At 69.2% G+C, this 15,745-nt stretch carries 11 protein-coding genes; 6 read left to right on the top strand and 5 right to left on the bottom strand.

Annotation, left to right across the window (positions count from 1 at the left end; translation table 11 throughout):
- The first annotated feature begins 297 nt into the window (after positions 1-297).
- Positions 298-3,879 (top strand): hypothetical protein, encoded by a 3,582-nt coding sequence (locus tag P7L68_RS01915; RefSeq protein ID WP_371998744.1) that lies wholly within the window; start codon positions 298-300, stop codon positions 3,877-3,879.
- 68 nt (positions 3,880-3,947) lie between these two features.
- Positions 3,948-5,129: an MFS transporter gene (locus P7L68_RS01910; protein WP_371999239.1), complete on the top strand. Its 1,182-nt coding sequence runs from the start codon at positions 3,948-3,950 to the stop codon at positions 5,127-5,129.
- Positions 5,130-5,131: 2 nt separating this feature from the next.
- Here P7L68_RS01910 and P7L68_RS01905 read toward each other — a convergent pair whose 3' ends face one another.
- The 3 genes from P7L68_RS01905 to P7L68_RS01895 all read right to left on the bottom strand — a co-directional run bounded on the left by P7L68_RS01905 (position 5,132) and on the right by P7L68_RS01895 (position 9,907).
- Positions 5,132-6,382, bottom strand: a complete 1,251-nt coding sequence (locus P7L68_RS01905) for a pyridoxal phosphate-dependent aminotransferase (RefSeq protein ID WP_371998743.1) — start codon at positions 6,380-6,382, stop codon at positions 5,132-5,134.
- A 418-nt stretch (positions 6,383-6,800) separates the two neighbouring features.
- Positions 6,801-8,330: an aldehyde dehydrogenase family protein gene (locus tag P7L68_RS01900; protein WP_371998742.1), complete on the bottom strand. Its 1,530-nt coding sequence runs from the start codon at positions 8,328-8,330 to the stop codon at positions 6,801-6,803.
- A gap of 539 nt (positions 8,331-8,869) precedes the next feature.
- Positions 8,870-9,907, bottom strand: coding sequence for a DUF1338 domain-containing protein (locus tag P7L68_RS01895; protein WP_371998741.1), 1,038 nt, complete (start codon positions 9,905-9,907; stop codon positions 8,870-8,872).
- 135 nt (positions 9,908-10,042) lie between these two features.
- Here P7L68_RS01895 and gcvA point away from each other — a divergent pair, with 135 nt between their 5' ends.
- The 4 genes from gcvA to P7L68_RS01875 all read left to right on the top strand — a co-directional run bounded on the left by gcvA (position 10,043) and on the right by P7L68_RS01875 (position 13,408).
- Positions 10,043-10,975: a transcriptional regulator GcvA gene (gene gcvA / locus P7L68_RS01890; RefSeq protein ID WP_371998740.1), complete on the top strand. Its 933-nt coding sequence runs from the start codon at positions 10,043-10,045 to the stop codon at positions 10,973-10,975.
- Between the two features lie 104 nt (positions 10,976-11,079).
- A complete protein-coding gene (locus tag P7L68_RS01885) occupies positions 11,080-11,886 on the top strand; it encodes a sporulation protein (protein WP_371998739.1) in 807 nt (268 codons plus the stop codon).
- A gap of 131 nt (positions 11,887-12,017) precedes the next feature.
- Positions 12,018-12,728: a 3-oxoacid CoA-transferase subunit A gene (locus P7L68_RS01880; protein ID WP_371998738.1), complete on the top strand. Its 711-nt coding sequence runs from the start codon at positions 12,018-12,020 to the stop codon at positions 12,726-12,728.
- Entirely contained in the window at positions 12,725-13,408 is a 684-nt protein-coding gene (locus P7L68_RS01875; RefSeq protein WP_371998737.1) for a 3-oxoacid CoA-transferase subunit B, read from the top strand. Before P7L68_RS01880 ends, P7L68_RS01875 begins: the two co-directional genes overlap by 4 nt.
- Here the strand turns inward: P7L68_RS01875 and P7L68_RS01870 are convergent.
- Together P7L68_RS01870 and P7L68_RS01865 are read right to left on the bottom strand one after the other, a co-directional pair.
- The gene (locus tag P7L68_RS01870) at positions 13,359-14,294 is read right to left on the bottom strand and encodes an HPr kinase/phosphorylase (protein WP_371998736.1); all 936 of its coding nucleotides are present in this window, start codon (positions 14,292-14,294) and stop codon (positions 13,359-13,361) included. The genes P7L68_RS01875 and P7L68_RS01870 overlap by 50 nt on opposite strands.
- Positions 14,295-14,468: 174 nt before the next feature.
- Positions 14,469-15,686 (bottom strand): acyl-CoA dehydrogenase family protein, encoded by a 1,218-nt coding sequence (locus P7L68_RS01865; RefSeq protein ID WP_371998735.1) that lies wholly within the window; start codon positions 15,684-15,686, stop codon positions 14,469-14,471.
- Positions 15,687-15,745: the final 59 nt, after the last annotated feature.

Below are 15,745 nucleotides of genomic sequence, written 5' to 3'. Positions count from 1 at the left end.
TCTGACTTTCTTCCGTCGGATTTTGATTTGCAATCGGAATGATATGATGCAAAATGCAAATGTATTTGGTATAATTCTACCGCCGAACGCCATTGCATTCGGCATCGGCGGACATGGGCGGCGCGTCGGCGCCAGCCCGCGGCCGCTCATTATGTTGATGATAAATAACATAATGGATCATTGACCCGATTTGGAATGCCGGCCGGCCGGCTTCTGTTTCCGTGACAGACAAGGTTGATGAAATTTTTGCGTCTGTTGCTGCATAGGGCACTGCGCGCCAGCCCGGACGGGTATATCATGTTTATATATGACAACATGATCGGCCGCCAGCCGAAGGAGCACGCCATGCGGTGCATCGTGAAATGGGTCGACCTGAACGGCGATCCGGTGTCCAGCCGCGAGGTCGATATCGACCTTAAGCCGGAGGATACGGTCGCAGAGGTCCGGCGGCTGCTGGTGGCCGGCGGGCTTTCTGAAAACTGCCGGTTCCGCGCGCCGAATGGTCAGCCATTATCCGAAGAGGCGGAGGCGCGACCTTACGAAGACGTCTTCGCGGTTGATCAGCCGGATGGCGGCCCGGAGCGCCTGACGATCATCTGTCTCTCTGATCCACCGGCGGAAATCCCCCCCGCCGAAAAGCCGGCGGAGGAAAATCCGCGCATCCGCAAGCTGGCGGCCGACAAGGCCGAGATCGAGATGCTCGCCAGCGACACCGCGGTGCTCACCGCCCGCAAGGCGAAACTGGATGCCGATCGCGCGGTGGAAGAGCATGCCGACGCGGCGATGCGCCGGCGCGAGGAGCGCGGCCGCGAGGCGCTGGACGACCGGCAGAAGCTGCTCGACCGGCTGCGGGTAACGGTCCCCGATCCGACCGCGCAGATCGCCACCGCCATGGCGGACACAGCGCTTGCAAAGCGCGACTTCGCCGCCGAGGCCGCAACCCGGGTCTTCACCGCCGGTGGCGGCACGCTTGCGGCCGACCATTCGGATTTCTTCACGCTCAACCTTGCCCAGCGCGACGATCTGCTGGACCGGATCGGCTTCTATCGGGGCATCGTGATCGACCACAGCCGCAGCGAGGTGGCCGCCCGCAGCTTCCGCGACGTGCTCTACCGGCTGGATCTGCGGGGCGATGCCGTCATGCGCCGCCGGCTTGCCGATCTGGCCGACACCAAGCCTGCAGCGACCACGCCTGCGACAGTTCCGGTGGTGCCTGCCCCCACGCCCTCCGTCACTCAAACTGTCGTCGCCCCCCCTGAAGCCCCGCGACCTTCCGGACCTGGACCGGCGGCAGCCGCGCCGACCGCGACCACGCCGCCCCAACCGGATGCATCCCGGCTTTCCACGAAGAAAGACGTGCTGCGGCCGCCTCAGGGGGCGCCCCGACCCGTGCCCCCGGCACCGACCCGGCCGACCCGGCTGTTCTATCTGAAGCCCCAGCTTTCGGGCTATTACGAGACCAGCTACACCTATTCAGAAGAGGTCCATCAGGCCCAGCGCAACGGCGTGTTCGGCCTGTCGATGTCGATGACCGCCGCGGCCGGCAAGCCGTCCTTCCAGGGCGGCGTCGGGGTGGGGGTCGGCATCGGCCGGCTGTCGCAGGCCACCAGCGCCGAGGCCGGCAAGACGGTCTTCGTCGTCACCAGCTATTTCCTGCCCAGGGTAGAGCTGTCCTTCGACGACCGCATGCCGTCGGCGGCGCCGGATTTCCTGGCGGCGGTGATGGTGGCGCTCGACCCGCCGGCCTCCACGGCCGCCGATGCCGACGCCGATCCGTGGCCCGATCTTGCCGACCCGGCCGAGCGGCTGATGGCGGTGCTGGCGATCTATGGCCATTTCGTCGCCCGCCGCACCCTGGTCGGCGGCCGGCTGTTCGGCACCAGGGTGCAGACCCTGTCGGCGACCGAGCGGGCGGCCGATGTCACCCGCAGCCTGTCGGTGGGCGTGAAGGCAGAGGTGTCGCATCTGGGTGCCGGCACGGTCCAGGCCACGGCCGAGATGAAGGATGCAACGCGCGAGCAGTCGCGGGCGCTGGCCGCCGCCGAGCGTCAGGGCCTGACCCTGAGTGCTGTGGGCGGCGAGGGGCAGTTTCTGTCCGATGCCGGGGAATGGGCGAAGTCTCTGGGCAATTACCGGCGCTGGTCGGCGGTGATGCAGGGCGATCCGATGCCGACCATCGATCTGCTGCCGCGGGATCTGGCGCGGCGCTGCCAGGTGGTGCTGCGCGATTATGCCAGCCGCCACACGGTGCAGGAGCTGCAGGCGAAGGGCGCCCATTTCCTGTTCTACAACGACTATCGCCGGATTGCGGGCGAAAGCGCGCGCCCGGTCTATTTCCGCATCCGCAACCGCATGGAACCCCATCGGGTGCTGTCGCTGCTGACGGATCAGCCGGGCAATGGCGTCGAGGTCGGGCTGCGCGACGCCAGCATCAAGGCCGACCCTGCGGCGCAGCTCTGGTACGAAAACGGTCTGGGGCAGATCGTCGCCTATTCCTGCTCCGCGACGGCCGAATTCGCCCTGACGGCGCTGACCGACGACGTCACGACCGGCCCCGCCGGCCGGCCGCCGGCGGACCGGTTCAGACTGGCGATCACCGTCCTCGACACCGCGCCCTATCAGAGCTGGACACTCACCGCCGCCGGCCATCTGGTCAATGCCGGCCTCGATGCCGGGCTGACCGCCGGGGGGCGTTTCGATCCGGCCGTCACGGGGGCCTTCCGTCTGTCGGATCTCTGGATGGTCGATCCGCTGTCGCCCGAAGAGCTGACGGCCCTGCTGAAGACGTCGGAAGGGGCCGATGCGACGCGCGATCCCTATCTGGCGCGCGATCGCCGCAAGGTGGAGGATACCCGGCCCGGTGTCGGGTTGACCACCGAGACCCCGTTCTGCATCATCGCCCGGCGCGCCTCCGACCCGGCGGCACCGCTTGCCGTGAACGTCGACATGGCGCTGTCGGTCGAAGGCGCCGGCAGCGGCAGTCTCGACGGCCACCGGGTGGTGCTCGCCCGCCTCGTCATCGGGCTGCATCAGGTCTGGACGACCGACGGTGCGGGCCGCCTGTTCCCCGGCCAGTCGCAAAAGGGCGCGGGCCAGCTGTGCCTGACCCACCGCAATGGCGCGCTGGTTCTGGCCCCGTGCGACGAGGCCCGCAACGACGACCAGCTCTGGCGGTATGATGCCCGCGGCGAACGGCTGGTTCTGGCGTCCACCGGCCGCATCGCCGGGCTCTTCACCCCCGGCTGCGACGCCGATCCGCAATCCAGCCAGCCGCTCCGGCTGCAAAGCCCGGGCGAGAGCAGTTTCGCCCGCTTCCAGCTGGTCGATGCCCGCCAGCCCGGCCACTGGCCGCAGCTGCTGCCCGACTGGGCCAGCGCCAATGACCGCACCTGGCTCTACAGCCTGGCCTTCGGCGGCCGCTATGCCTGCCGGGTGATCATCGTCAACGAAAGCACGGTGACGATCCGGCCGAAGGAGCGCAAGGGGCTGCGCGGTGGTTTTGCGGCCTGGCCGGTGATCGGGATCCCCGCTCATCAGGCAGCACCGGCGCGCTGGATCTTCGCCGATTACGTCTGGAACCCGGTATCCGACGGGGATGCGGTGGGCTGGCTGGGGTTCGAGATCGGCGATGGCGATGCGCGGCCGATCGATGTGGTCGTCGGCGTGCCGGGCAGCTCGAACATCACCAATGCCCGTGCGCAGATCTGGATCAATGACGGGGGAACCGATGCCGGGTCGCTGTTCGCTGTCTGGGATGGTTGCAGCTCCACGAAACATCTGACCAGAGACGTCTATGGCATGACCGTCGACTGCCGGGTCAGCGCCTATCGCGACGACGTCGTAACGTTCACCATCGGCTTCCACGGCCAGCCTGCCTGATGCCCTTCCTGCCGGACATCAGGGCTGCGGCCGGGAACCGGACATACGGAGACCACCCGGCCGTGATGATGTCCACCCGGCGGCGGCAGGCGGATCGCCTGCTGCTGCCGCTTCTTGCCGTCACCGTCTTCTTCGTCGGTGCGACCGAATTCATGCTGTCGTCGATGCTCGCACCTCTGGCGGCGGCTTTCGACACCACGCCGGCCGGGGCGGCCTGGCTGATTTCGGGCTATGCGGTCGCCTATGCGATCGCAGCGCCGGTGTTCGGCTGGCTGTCGGACCGGGTCGATCGGGGGCGGCTGCTGCTGACCGGGCTGCTGCTGTTCGCGCTCGACGGGCTGGCCATCGTCCTCGCGCCCACGCTGGGGGTGGCGGTGGCGCTGCGCATCTTCGGCGGCATCGCCTCGGCGATCCTGATCCCCACGGCCTTTGCGCTGATCGCCGAGGTGATCCCCCATCACCGCCAGGCCGGCGCGATGGGGCTGGTGATGCTGGGCATGACCGCCGGCATCGCCTTCGGGCCGGCCATGGCCGGGATCGCCACCGATCTGATCGGCTGGGCCGCCCCCTTCGTGATCACCGCCGGCGGCTGTGCCGCCGCCTTCGTCATGGGCCGGAGATGGCTGCCCGGGCGTGCATCGGCGATGCCGCGCCGGGTGGGCGGTGCCGGCTGGTCGTGGTTGCGCAACCCGTCGATCCTGCGCCCGCTGGTCGCCAAGGGCGCCTGGAACGGCACCGGGGTCGCGGCCTTCCTGCTCTCGGGAGAGGTGCTGCGGCTGCGCTATGGTTTCGGGCCGGCCGCGGTGGGGGTGACCGTCGCGGCCTTCGGGCTGGGGCTGGGGCTCGGCAACCTCGCGGCCGGGCGGCTGCGCCGGCTGTTCGGCGGCGAGGAGCTGGTGCTGGTTCTGGTGACCCTGGTCCTTGCCCTGGCCGTTACCCTGTTCATGGCCTGGACGCTGCCGCTCTGGGCGGCGCTTCTGTGCCTGGCGGCCTGGGGGGCGGCGCTCGGCACCGGTGCGCCGGCGGCGACGGTGGTGCTGGCCACGCGTGCCGGGCCCGACAAGGGCATGGTGCTGGCGGTGGCCGAAACCCTGAACAATGTCGCGATTCTGGTCGCGGTACCGCTCGCCACCGTCCGGCTCGCCGCCGACGGCCCGGCCGCGGCCATGGTCGTGCTGGCCGCGGGGCTCGGCCTCGGCCTTGCCCTGACGCTGACCGAGATCAGGCCGGCCGATCTCAGATCGCGTTGACGTCAGCCGGGCAGATCCGCCACCGCCGCGCCGATCCTCTGAATTGCCTGGTGCAGCACCGCGTCGGCGGCCGCGAAAGACAGGCGCAGATGCCCCGGGCTGCCGAAGGCGGCCCCGGGCACCAGGGCGACATGGGCCTCGTCCAGCAGCCACTGCGCCACGGCGCGATCGTCATGCAGCCCGATCCCGCTGCGCGTCGTCCGGCCGATCAGCCCCCGGATGTCGGCGAAGGCATAAAAGGCGCCGTCGGGTGCCGGGCAGCTTATGCCGTCGATCGCCTCCAGCCCGGCGGTGACCAGCGTCCGGCGGCGGTCGAACACCGCCAGATGGTCGGCCAGCACGTCCTGCGGCCCGTCGAGTGCCGCGGTCGCCGCCGCCTGCGACGGCGTGGCGGCGCCGGATGTGCTCTGGCTCTGCACCGCGGCCATGGCCTGGATCAGCGGCGCCGGGCCCGCCCCCCAGCCGATCCGCCAGCCGGTCATGGCATAGGCTTTGGAGACGCCGTTGACGGTCAGCACCCGATCGGCCAGATCGGGGGCCGCTTCGGCCATGGTCACGAAGCGGCGGCCGTCATAGATGATGTGTTCATAGATGTCGTCCGACAGCACCCAGACCTGCGGATGGTCGCGAAGAACCGCCGCCAGGGCCTTGAGATCGTTCATCGAATAGACGGCACCGCAGGGGTTCGACGGCGCGTTCAGGATCAGCCAGCCCGTGTTCGGGGTGATCGCGGCCGACAATGCCTCAGGCGTCAGCCGAAAGCCGTCTTCGGCCCGCATGCGGGGGGAAACGACCCGCCCGCCGGCCAGGGCCACCTGGTCCAGATAGGATGTCCAGAACGGCGCCGGCACGATGACCTCCTGGCCCTCGTCCAGCGTCGCCATCAGCGCATTGTGGATCACCTGCTTGGCGCCCGAGCCGACGATGATGTTCGCGGGCGTCAGATCCAGCCGGTTGTCGCGGGCATGTTTGGCGATGATCGCCGCCTTCAGCGCCGCGGTGCCGGTGAGCGGCGCATAGCGCGTGGCCCCCGCTTCCACCGCCGCCGCGGCCGCGGCCCGGATATGGGCCGGGGTCGGCAGATCCGGCTCACCCGCCGCCAGCACGATCACGTCGGCGCCCATCGCCTGCGCCCGGGCGCCGATCGCCAGAATCTCCGACACGCCGATCCCGCCCAGCCGCCGGGCGGCGCGAAAGCCGTAAGAAGCCTGTCCGGCCGCCCTGGCGGCGCCGGTGGTGTCGGTCATGGACATTGGAAAACTCCGGAAGAAGAGCGATACCCCTCGCCGGGTGGTGCCCGCATCCGCCCCGCGGATGCCAGCCGCCATTGAGGCGGCGGCCAAGGGCGCGGAGCGCCCGCCCGGCGAGGGCCAAACAGACTCCGGGTGGTGACCGCATCCGCCCCGCGGATGCCAGCCGCCATTGAGGCGGCGGCCAAGGGCGCGGCAGCGCCCGCCCGGCGAGGGCCAAACAGACTCCGGGTGGTGCCCGCATCCGCCCCGCGGATGCCAGCCGCCATTGAGGCGGCGGCCAAGGGCGCGGAGCGCCCGCCCGGCGAGGGCCAAACAGACTCCGGGTGGTGACCGCATCCGCCCCGCGGATGCCAGCCGCCATTGAGGCGGCGGCCAAGGGCGCGGCAGCGCCCGCCCGGCGAGGGACTAAAACGACTCCTCAGATATCGAAGGTGACGCCCTGGGCCAGCGGCAGGGTGCTGCCATAGTTGATGGTGTTGGTCGCCCGGCGCATATAGGCCTTCCAGGCGTCGGAGCCCGCCTCGCGGCCGCCGCCGGTTTCCTTCTCGCCACCGAAGGCGCCGCCGATTTCGGCGCCCGAGGGGCCGATATTGACATTGGCGATGCCGCAATCGGACCCGGCGGCCGACAGGAAGCGTTCGGCATCGCGCAGGTCGTTGGTGAAGATCGACGAGGCCAGGCCCTGCGGCACGTCGTTCTGGGCGGCGATCGCCTCGGCCAGATCGTCATGGCGCAGCACATACAGGATCGGCGCGAAGGTCTCGTGGCGGACGATCTCGGCCTGGGCCGGCATTTCCACCAGGGCCGGGCGGCGATACTGGCCCTGGCCCATCACCTCGACCACCTCGCCGCCATGGACGGTGCCGCCGGCGGCGCGGGCCGCTTCCAGTGCCGCATCCATCGCGCGGGCGGCATCGGCATCGATCAGCGGCCCGACCAGCACGCCGGCTTCGCGCGGGTCGCCCACCTTCACCGAGGCATAGGCGGCCTTCAGCCGGGTGATGAAGCCGTCATAGACGGAGCTGTGCAGGAACAGGCGGCGCAGCGTGGTGCAGCGCTGGCCGGCGGTGCCCATGGCGGCAAAGGCGATGCCGCGCAGCGCCAGTTCCAGATCGGCCGAGGGCTGCAGGATCGCGGCATTGTTGCCGCCCAGTTCCAGGATCGCGCGGCCGAAGCGTTCCGCGACCCGCGGGCCGACCTTGCGGCCCATGGCGGTGGAGCCGGTGGCCGAAATCACCGGCACCCGGCGGTCGTCGACCAGCTGTTCGCCGATCTCGCGGCCGCCGATCAGCAGGGCGGCCAGGCCCGCCGGCACCTTGCCATGGCGCTTTGCCGCCTTTTCGAACAGGGCGGTCACCGCCAGCGCGGTCAACAGGGTCTTTTCCGACGGCTTCCAGATCACCGGATCGCCGCAGACGAAGGCGAGTGCGGCATTCCACGACCAGACCGCGACCGGGAAGTTGAAGGCGGTGATCACGCCCACCGGGCCGATCGGGTGCCAGGTTTCCATCATCCGGTGGTCCGGCCGTTCGGTGGCGATGGTCAGGCCGTGGAGCTGGCGCGACAGGCCGACCGCGAAGTCGCAGATGTCGATCATCTCCTGAACCTCGCCCAGCCCTTCGGCCGGCACCTTGCCGGCTTCCAGGGTGACCAGCCGGCCCAGATCTTCCTTGGCGGCGCGCAGCTCTTCGCCCAGCAGGGCGACCAGCCGGCCACGCTCGGGGGCGGGGACCAGGCGCCAGGCCTTGAAGGCCTCTGCCGCACCGGCGATCGCCGCCTCGGCCTCGGCCGGGGTGGTGTCGGTCAGCCGCGCAATCTCGGCGCCGTCGAGCGGCGAGCGGGCGATGCGGTCGCCACCGGAAAGCCGCGCCGGGTCCACCCCCAGGCGGGCGAGGACGGCACGGGCATCGTCGGCAGGGCTGAGCCGGGTCTCGGTCTCGCGGGTCATGGCGCTCTGAACTCCTGGGTCGTGATCTTGTCCGGACGCGCCGGGCCGCCTCTTCAGGACGGGCCGACCGGCGCAATGGGCTGGCGGCATCATAGGGCGGGGCGGGGCGGCAGGCACGTGGCATTCGTGCCTGCCGGGGGGCGCACCCGATCATTCCCACAGGGAATGATGCCGTTAAAACAGTTGGTTAAGGTCTAAATCTCGCGTTCCGACGTCAGAACCTCGCGGCTGTGTCCGATTCGGTATCAGCCAGCCTCTGCACATCATTTGTACCGTCATCCCGGCGAAGGCCGGGATCCAGGTAGGCTTCCACAACAATGGGCGATGATCATTTGCGAGAACCGTATTGTCATACAGAGATCGAGCCTTCATCGTGACCCGATTCAGGCCGTTCGATGTCCTTCACGTGGAGACGAACCTGGATCCCGGCCTCCGCCGGGATGACGGTCCTTAGTTTGTGCGCTTGCCGGCAGCTTCGGTTTCTGACGTGAAGGGGTTCACCTCGGCGGCCACAGAAGGGAATGGCGCCCGACTTCTTCTTACGCCGCCGCCGTCATCTTGAAGATGCCCTGGGCGTTGCTGCTGTCGAAGCCCAGATCCAGCCGCCGGCCGGTCTCGGTCGCCAGAGCCTGGGGCAGGGGGTCGCGGGTGATGAACTCGTAGAAGCTGCCGGGCACGATGCGGGTGACGATCCGGCCCCCGGCGTCGCGGAACGACCGCTCCACCTCGGCGGCGCGATAGGCGGTCTGGCGCACGCGGCCCGAGGCCGAGACCTCCACCTTGTCCTTGATCGGCCGGCCGGCGGCGCGTTCTGCCTCGGCCAGGGCGTCGACATCGGCGACGCGGTCGGTGGCGTGGTTGAAGGCGTTGCCCTCGGTCGCGATCCAGGCCATTTCCGCCGACTGCGCCTTCAGCGCCTCGTAATCGGCCAGTGCCGGCAGGTCGTGCTGGCGGTCGAAACAGGCGACCAGCACCGGCAGCAGGGCGGTTGCGGTCTCGATGTCCAGCGTGCCTTCCGCGGCCAGCCGGTCGAGCGCCGCTGCGGCGTCGGGCGTCAGCGGATCGCGCGACGTGCCGGTCACCCGCAGCACCGTTGCCTCGAAGTCGGGGCCGAAACGTTCCGGGTGCAGCTCGCTCACGAAGAACTGGGCGATGTCTTCGGGCAGGTCCTTCTGGGCATAGGACCGGCCGGTCATCTTCAGCCGGTCGAGCGGATAATGCCCGACCCGGGCATAGCCCAGCGGCTCCAGGATGCGGGTGATCGCGGCCTCGCCGGCGGGCAGGGCGCCCTGGCCGGCCATCGCCACCGTGCGCACGGCGCCGTGATCGTGGCAGAGCGTGCCGCCGGCCGCCACCCGTTCGGCCACATAGGCCGCCGCCGCCGGCACCCGGTCGATCAGATCGGCGAAGAGCAGCATGTTCAGCGCCTGGGCGATCACGGCGCGCGAGGCGCGGTCGCCGGTGGCGCCGGCCAGCGCCGGATGCACGACCATGGTGGTCATCAGGCTGTCGGTCCGCACGGGGCCGGCGACGGAGGCGACGAGGCGGTGGAGCACGGTCGTGTCACGGGCGGTCATCTGCACACTCATTCCTGACGGGCCGGAAAGCCCAGGCGGGGGAGGTTTCGGAAATCGGGCCGCGGGGGGTGCCCGACGTCAGGGATCGTGCGATATTGGGGCATGGTTTGGGAAACGATGAATAATGGGGAGGTCATGAGTTTCGGGAATGATCTGCCGTCGAAGCGCGGGTTGATCCCCTCGCTCGGCGCGCTTCTGGCTTTCGAGGCCGCCGCCCGGCATGAAAGCTTCACCCGGGCGGCAGCCGAGCTGAACCTCACCCAGGGCGCCGTCAGCCGCCAGATCCGCCAGATCGAGGATCAGCTCGGCCTGGCGCTGTTCGTGCGCGTGCGCCAGCGGGTCACCCTCACCGATGCCGGCCGGCTCTATCTGGGCGATGTCCGCCGGGCCCTGGTCGATCTGGGCGAGGCGACCCACCGGGTGATGGCGCTGGCCGGCCGCGGCCGGATCCTCAACCTGGCAACGCTGCCCACCTTCGCCACCCGTTGGCTGGTGCCGCGCCTGCCGGATTTCTTCGCCCGCCATCCCGACATCTCGATCAATTTCGCAACCCGGCTGTCGCCCTTCGATTTTGCGGCCGACCCGTTCGATGCCGCCATCCATTACGGCCGCGCCGATTGGGCCGGCGCCACCGCGCACCACCTGATGCGCGAGGTGATCGTGCCGGTGGCAAGCCCGGTCTGGCGCGCCGCCCATGCCCCCGACCGGCTTGAAGATCTGGCCCGCCTGCCGCTGCTCCAGCAATCCACCCGCCCGGCCGCCTGGCCGGCCTGGTTCGCTGCCCAGGGGCTGGATGCGCCGGAAACCGTGCGCGGCATGGTGTTCGAACAGTTCGCGATGATCGCCCAGGCGGCCGCCTCGGGCCTGGGCGCCGCCCTGCTGCCCCGCCTGCTGATCGAGGACGACCTCGCCACCGGCCGCCTGGAGGTGCTGTTCGATCGCGCCATCGTGCCCGACGAGGCCTATTGGATCGTCATCCCCGACGCCAAGGCCGGCCAGCCGGCGGTGGAGGCGTTTCGCGGCTGGATCGTCGCGGCCGCCGGGGGGCATTCCGAGGGCAGGCCGTAACAAATCAGGGACGTCCCTCGCATCCGGGATCGCCCGGGCTCACACTGTTGTTGAACAAGGCGGGGACACATCCGCCCTGAACCAATAACGGAGCATCGAACGCCATGATCAAAACCATGTTGGGAGCGGCCGGCACGTCCGGGCTGGCGGTGGAGACCGTGCCGGCGCTGCGCGAGGTGCGGGTGGGGGAGGTGCTGGATGGCGTGGTGGAGATCGAAGGCGGTATTGCCCCCCTGCATATCGCGCGTGTGACGCTCGATCTGGTGGTGCGGGCGCTGATCCATCCCGATCCGCGCCGGCAGCCGGACGGCGAGGGGGCGGCGGGCGAGGGGGAAGATGCCCCGGAGCCCCATCACGGGCTGATCATGATCGCGGCAGAGACCATCGCCACCGACCTCGCGCTGGATGCGGGTCAGGCGCTGGCGCTGCCCTTCGCGATCGAGATCCCGGCTCATGCGCCGCTCTCGCTCGGCCTCTCCACCGCCGGGCTGCGCACGCGGGTGGAGGTGGACGGCGCCCAGGACGGCGCCGATGGCGATGCCGTGCGCATCCTGCCCGACCGCTGGACCGGCGCGGTGCTCGATGCCATGGAGCATCTTGATTTCCGCCTGGCGGAGGCAGAGATCCGGCACATTCCCGGCGATGCCTGCCCCTTCTTCCAGAGTTTCGTTTTCCGGCCGATGTCGCTGCGTGATCTGCGGGTGGAATGCGTGGACCTCGCCTTCCGCCCCCGTGACCATGGCGTGCATGTCGACATGGAGGTGGACAATCGCGGCAGCCTGTTCACGGCGGCGCGCGAAGGCCGGGTCGGGTTCGATATCGATGATGAACTGCTGCAGATGGGCGCCGATGCCGTCGCCGGCCTGCTGCGGGAAGAGATCGACCGGTTGAAGGGGCCGATCATGGCCTGATCGGGGCTCGTCCGGAGCGGATCCGTGCGGTCTGCGAACATCGACCGCAGCCGGTGCACATCATCTTGACCCTGCACGGCTTCGGCCGTGAGATGAGCGGGCAGTCCCGGCATCCCACGGAACCCCCGCCCATGATCGACAAACAGGTCCCCGACCCCGCAGCCGCGGTGGCCGATATCCCCGACGGTGCCACCATCCTGATCGGCGGCTTCGGCGAGGCCGGCAGCCCGATCGAGCTGATCCATGCGCTGATCGACCAGGGCGCCCGGGATCTGGTGGTGGTCAACAACAACACCGGCAATGGCCGGGTCGGGCTGGCGGCGCTGATCGGTGCCGGCCGCGTGCGCAGGATGATCTGCTCCTATCCGCGCTCGTCCAATTCCGAAACCTTCCCCGAACTCTACCGGGCGGGAAAGATTGAGCTGGAACTCGTGCCCCAGGGCACGCTGGCCGAGCGGATCCGCGCGGGCGGCGCCGGTATCCCGGCCTTCTTCACCGCCACCGGCGTCGGCACCGTGCTGGCCGAGGGCAAGGAGGTGCGCGACATCCGCGGCCGCCGCTATGTTCTGGAAGAGGCGATCACCGCCGATTACGCCCTGGTCCGGGCCGAGCGCGCCGACCGGCTGGGCAATCTGGTCTACAACAAGGCGGCGCGCAATTTCGGCCCGATCATGTGCCAGGCCGCCCGGGTCGCCATCGTCCAGGTCCGCGAGATGGTGCCGGCCGGCGCCATCGATCCCGAACATGTCATAACCCCCGGCATCTTCGTCGACCGGGTGGTCGCCATCGCCGATCCGGCGCAGGAATCGGTGCTGATCGCCCGTGGGGAGCAGTATCCATGACCGCCACGACCAACAGCGTCCCCCGCGGCATTTCCCGCGATGCCATGGCCCGCCGTGCGGCCCTCGACATCCCCGACGGCGCCGTGGTGAATCTGGGCATCGGCATTCCGGAACTGGTCGCGGGCCATGTGCCGGCCGGGCGCGAGGTGATCTATCACACCGAGAACGGCATTCTGGGCTTCGGCCCGCCGCCGCCGCCCGGGGCGGAAGACCCTGAGCTGATCAATGCCGGCAAGAAGCCGGTGACCCTGCTGCCGGGTGCCGCCTTCTTCCACCATGCCGACAGTTTCGCGATGATCCGCGGCGGCCATATCGACATCTGCATTCTGGGTGCGATGCAGGTGGCGGCCAATGGCGACCTCGCCAACTGGTCGACCGGGGCCGCCGATGCGGTGCCGGCGGTGGGCGGGGCGATGGATCTGGTGGCCGGCGTCCGCCGGGTCTTCGTCATCACCGAGCATGTCACCCGCGACGGCGCGCCCAAGCTGCTCGAAGCCTGCACCTACCCCCTGACCGGCGCCGGGGTGGTCCACCGCATCTTCACCAATCTGGCGGTCATCGACGTGACACCCGCGGGTTTCCTGCTCCGCGAGCGTGCGCCGGATGTGTCGGTCGACACCATCCGCGCGCTCACCGGCGCGCCGCTGGCGCTGGCGCCGGGGCTGCGTGTGATGGGTTGACGGCGGTGATGTCGCCGGTGATGGCCGCTGCGATCCGCGTGGCGGTGCGATCCGCCGTATGCTCGTCCATATGGCGGCGGGCGATCAGGTGGCGGGGAATGCCGGCGGCGAGGCGGGCGGTGGCATGCAGCAGGGGCGTGGTCCGGTCCAGCGCATGGGCCATGCCGGCGCGGTAGAGATTGTCGCGCAGCTGGCCGGCCGCCTTCAGCCCCCTCAGGGGGATCAGGGCTTCATCCGCCGGGTCGTCGCAGCGGTCCAGATGGACAAGGGCGATGAGCGGCAGAGGGGTGGTGTCGAAGGCGGGATCGACCGGCACGACGAATTTATCCAGGTCGAAGACGCAGCGGTCGAGCGCGCTGGTATCGATGGCGCTGCGGCTGGCGGCATCCTGCCAGAGGCGCATGCGCGGATAGGCAGGCCAGGCCTGGGTGCGGCCGGCGGCCTGCCGCAGCACCGTGACGTCATCGGCCAGCATGCGATGGCCGCGGGCGAGCAGGGTGGCGGCGAGGGTGGATTTGCCGGCGCCCGACTGGCCGCAGATCGCCACCGCCGCGTCGCCGAAGCGCAGGACGGCGGCATGCAGGATCACCTCGCCGCGCTGATGGCAGAGCGCGCCGAGCACCGGGCCCAGCAGATAGGTGTGGCAGTCGGCATCGTCGGGCGTGTCGGTATCGACGATGATCTCGCGGCCGCCGCGGATCAGGAAGACATGATGGCCCTTGATGTCGACCCGCATATCACCGTCTGCCGACACCGTGAACAGAGGCCGCTCGGCGCGGATCTCGGCAAAACGGGCCGGCACGGCCGCGCGGCGGATGATGATGTCGGCCGGCCGGTCATCGTCTTCCGCCCGCTCCGCATCCGCCCACAGGGGGAGTTCAGGCAAGGGAATCTCAGAGGCGATCCGCCACCCGAACAGTCGTCGATCCATACGGCCGCATTCCTTTGCCGGACATCGTCAATATCGGGCGAATATGACGGGAAATTGCCGGACTTGAAACAGGAAAGGGCAGGGTCCGTACCCTGCCCGAAGGTTTCCGGCCCGCGGTGACATCTGATCTCAACCGCGCGCCATGCGCTGGCGACGCAGTTCCAGCCGGCCGATCTGGTTGCGGTGGACCTCGTCGGGACCATCGGCGATGCGCAGCAGACGGGCGGTGGCATAGGCGGCGCCCAGGGCGAAATCATTGGTCACGCCGGCCCCGCCGAACAGCTGGATGGCCATGTCGATCACCCGGCAGGCCATGTTCGGCACCGCCACCTTGATCATGGCGATCTCGGCCCTGGCCTGCTTGTTGCCCACCGTGTCCATCATCCAGGCCGCCTTCAGGGTAAGCAGGCGGGACTGTTCGATGGCGATCCGCGCCTCGGCGATCCGCTCCAGCGTCACGGTCTGCTCGGCCACCGGCCGGCCGAAGGCGACCCGTTCCTCGGCGCGGGCGCAGACCTTTTCCAGCACCCGTTCGGCCAGGCCGATCAGGCGCATGCAGTGATGGATCCGGCCCGGCCCCAGCCGGCCCTGGGCGATTTCGAAGCCGCGGCCTTCACCCAGCAGCATGTTGCCGGCCGGCACGCGCACGTCTTCAAAACTCACCTCCGACGCACGATCGGGCATGCCGTAGAAACCGAAGACCGGCAGCGGCCGGTGCACGGTGATGCCGGGCGTATCCATCGGCACCAGGATCATCGACTGCTGACGGTGCCGGTCGGCATTGTCCGGGTCGGTTTTTCCCATAAAGATCAGGATCTTGCAGCGCGGATCCGTGGCGCCGGTGGTGAACCATTTGCGGCCGTTGACGACGTAATGGTCGCCATCGCGGGTGATGCGGCTTTCGATATTGGTGGCATCCGACGAGGCGACGGCGGGTTCGGTCATCGCAAAGCCGGATCGGATGCGCCCTTCAAGCAGCGGGGTCAGCCAGAGGGCCTGCTGTTCCGGCGTGCCATAGCGTGCCAACACCTCCATGTTGCCGGTGTCGGGGGCCGAACAGTTGAAGACTTCCGGCGCCAGATGCGAGCGGCCCATCACCTCGCAGAGCGGCGCGTAATCGAGGTTGGACAGGCCGGCGCCATGTTCGCTGTCGGGCAGAAACAGGTTCCAGAGCCCGGCCGCGCGGGCCAGGGGCTTCAGCTCTTCCACAACCGGTTGGACCTTCCACGGCCCCAATTCCTCACTTTCGCGATAGTAGCGGGCCTCGGCCGGGTAGATGTGTTCGGCCATGAAGGCTTCAAGCCGGGCCTTGAGATCGGCGGCGCGGGGGGAGGGGGAAAGCTGCATGGGCTGGCCTTCTTATCGGGGCAGATCTGGGGCCGCAGGGTGATCGTGCGGCTTGCAGG

Origin of the sequence: Tistrella mobilis, from assembly GCF_041468085.1 — a bacterium.
Lineage (GTDB): Bacteria > Pseudomonadota > Alphaproteobacteria > Tistrellales > Tistrellaceae > Tistrella > Tistrella mobilis_A.
Note: the sequence above shows the minus strand (reverse complement) of the source record. Positions and strands in the feature narration are given on the sequence as shown.

Bases quoted from the DNA above. Each gene is read 5' to 3' on its own strand.
- P7L68_RS01915 (WP_371998744.1), top strand. From the start codon at position 298: ATGTTTATATATGACAACATGATCGGCCGCCAGCCGAAGGAGCACGCC.
- P7L68_RS01895 (WP_371998741.1), bottom strand. From the start codon at position 9,907: ATGACCGCCCGTGACACGACCGTGCTCCACCGCCTCGTCGCCTCCGTC.
- P7L68_RS01910 (WP_371999239.1), top strand. From the start codon at position 3,948: ATGTCCACCCGGCGGCGGCAGGCGGATCGCCTGCTGCTGCCGCTTCTT.
- P7L68_RS01880 (WP_371998738.1), top strand. From the start codon at position 12,018: ATGATCGACAAACAGGTCCCCGACCCCGCAGCCGCGGTGGCCGATATC.
- P7L68_RS01900 (WP_371998742.1), bottom strand. From the start codon at position 8,330: ATGACCCGCGAGACCGAGACCCGGCTCAGCCCTGCCGACGATGCCCGT.
- P7L68_RS01905 (WP_371998743.1), bottom strand. From the start codon at position 6,382: ATGTCCATGACCGACACCACCGGCGCCGCCAGGGCGGCCGGACAGGCT.
- P7L68_RS01875 (WP_371998737.1), top strand. From the start codon at position 12,725: ATGACCGCCACGACCAACAGCGTCCCCCGCGGCATTTCCCGCGATGCC.
- P7L68_RS01865 (WP_371998735.1), bottom strand. From the start codon at position 15,686: ATGCAGCTTTCCCCCTCCCCCCGCGCCGCCGATCTCAAGGCCCGGCTT.
- P7L68_RS01885 (WP_371998739.1), top strand. From the start codon at position 11,080: ATGATCAAAACCATGTTGGGAGCGGCCGGCACGTCCGGGCTGGCGGTG.
- gcvA (WP_371998740.1), top strand. From the start codon at position 10,043: ATGAGTTTCGGGAATGATCTGCCGTCGAAGCGCGGGTTGATCCCCTCG.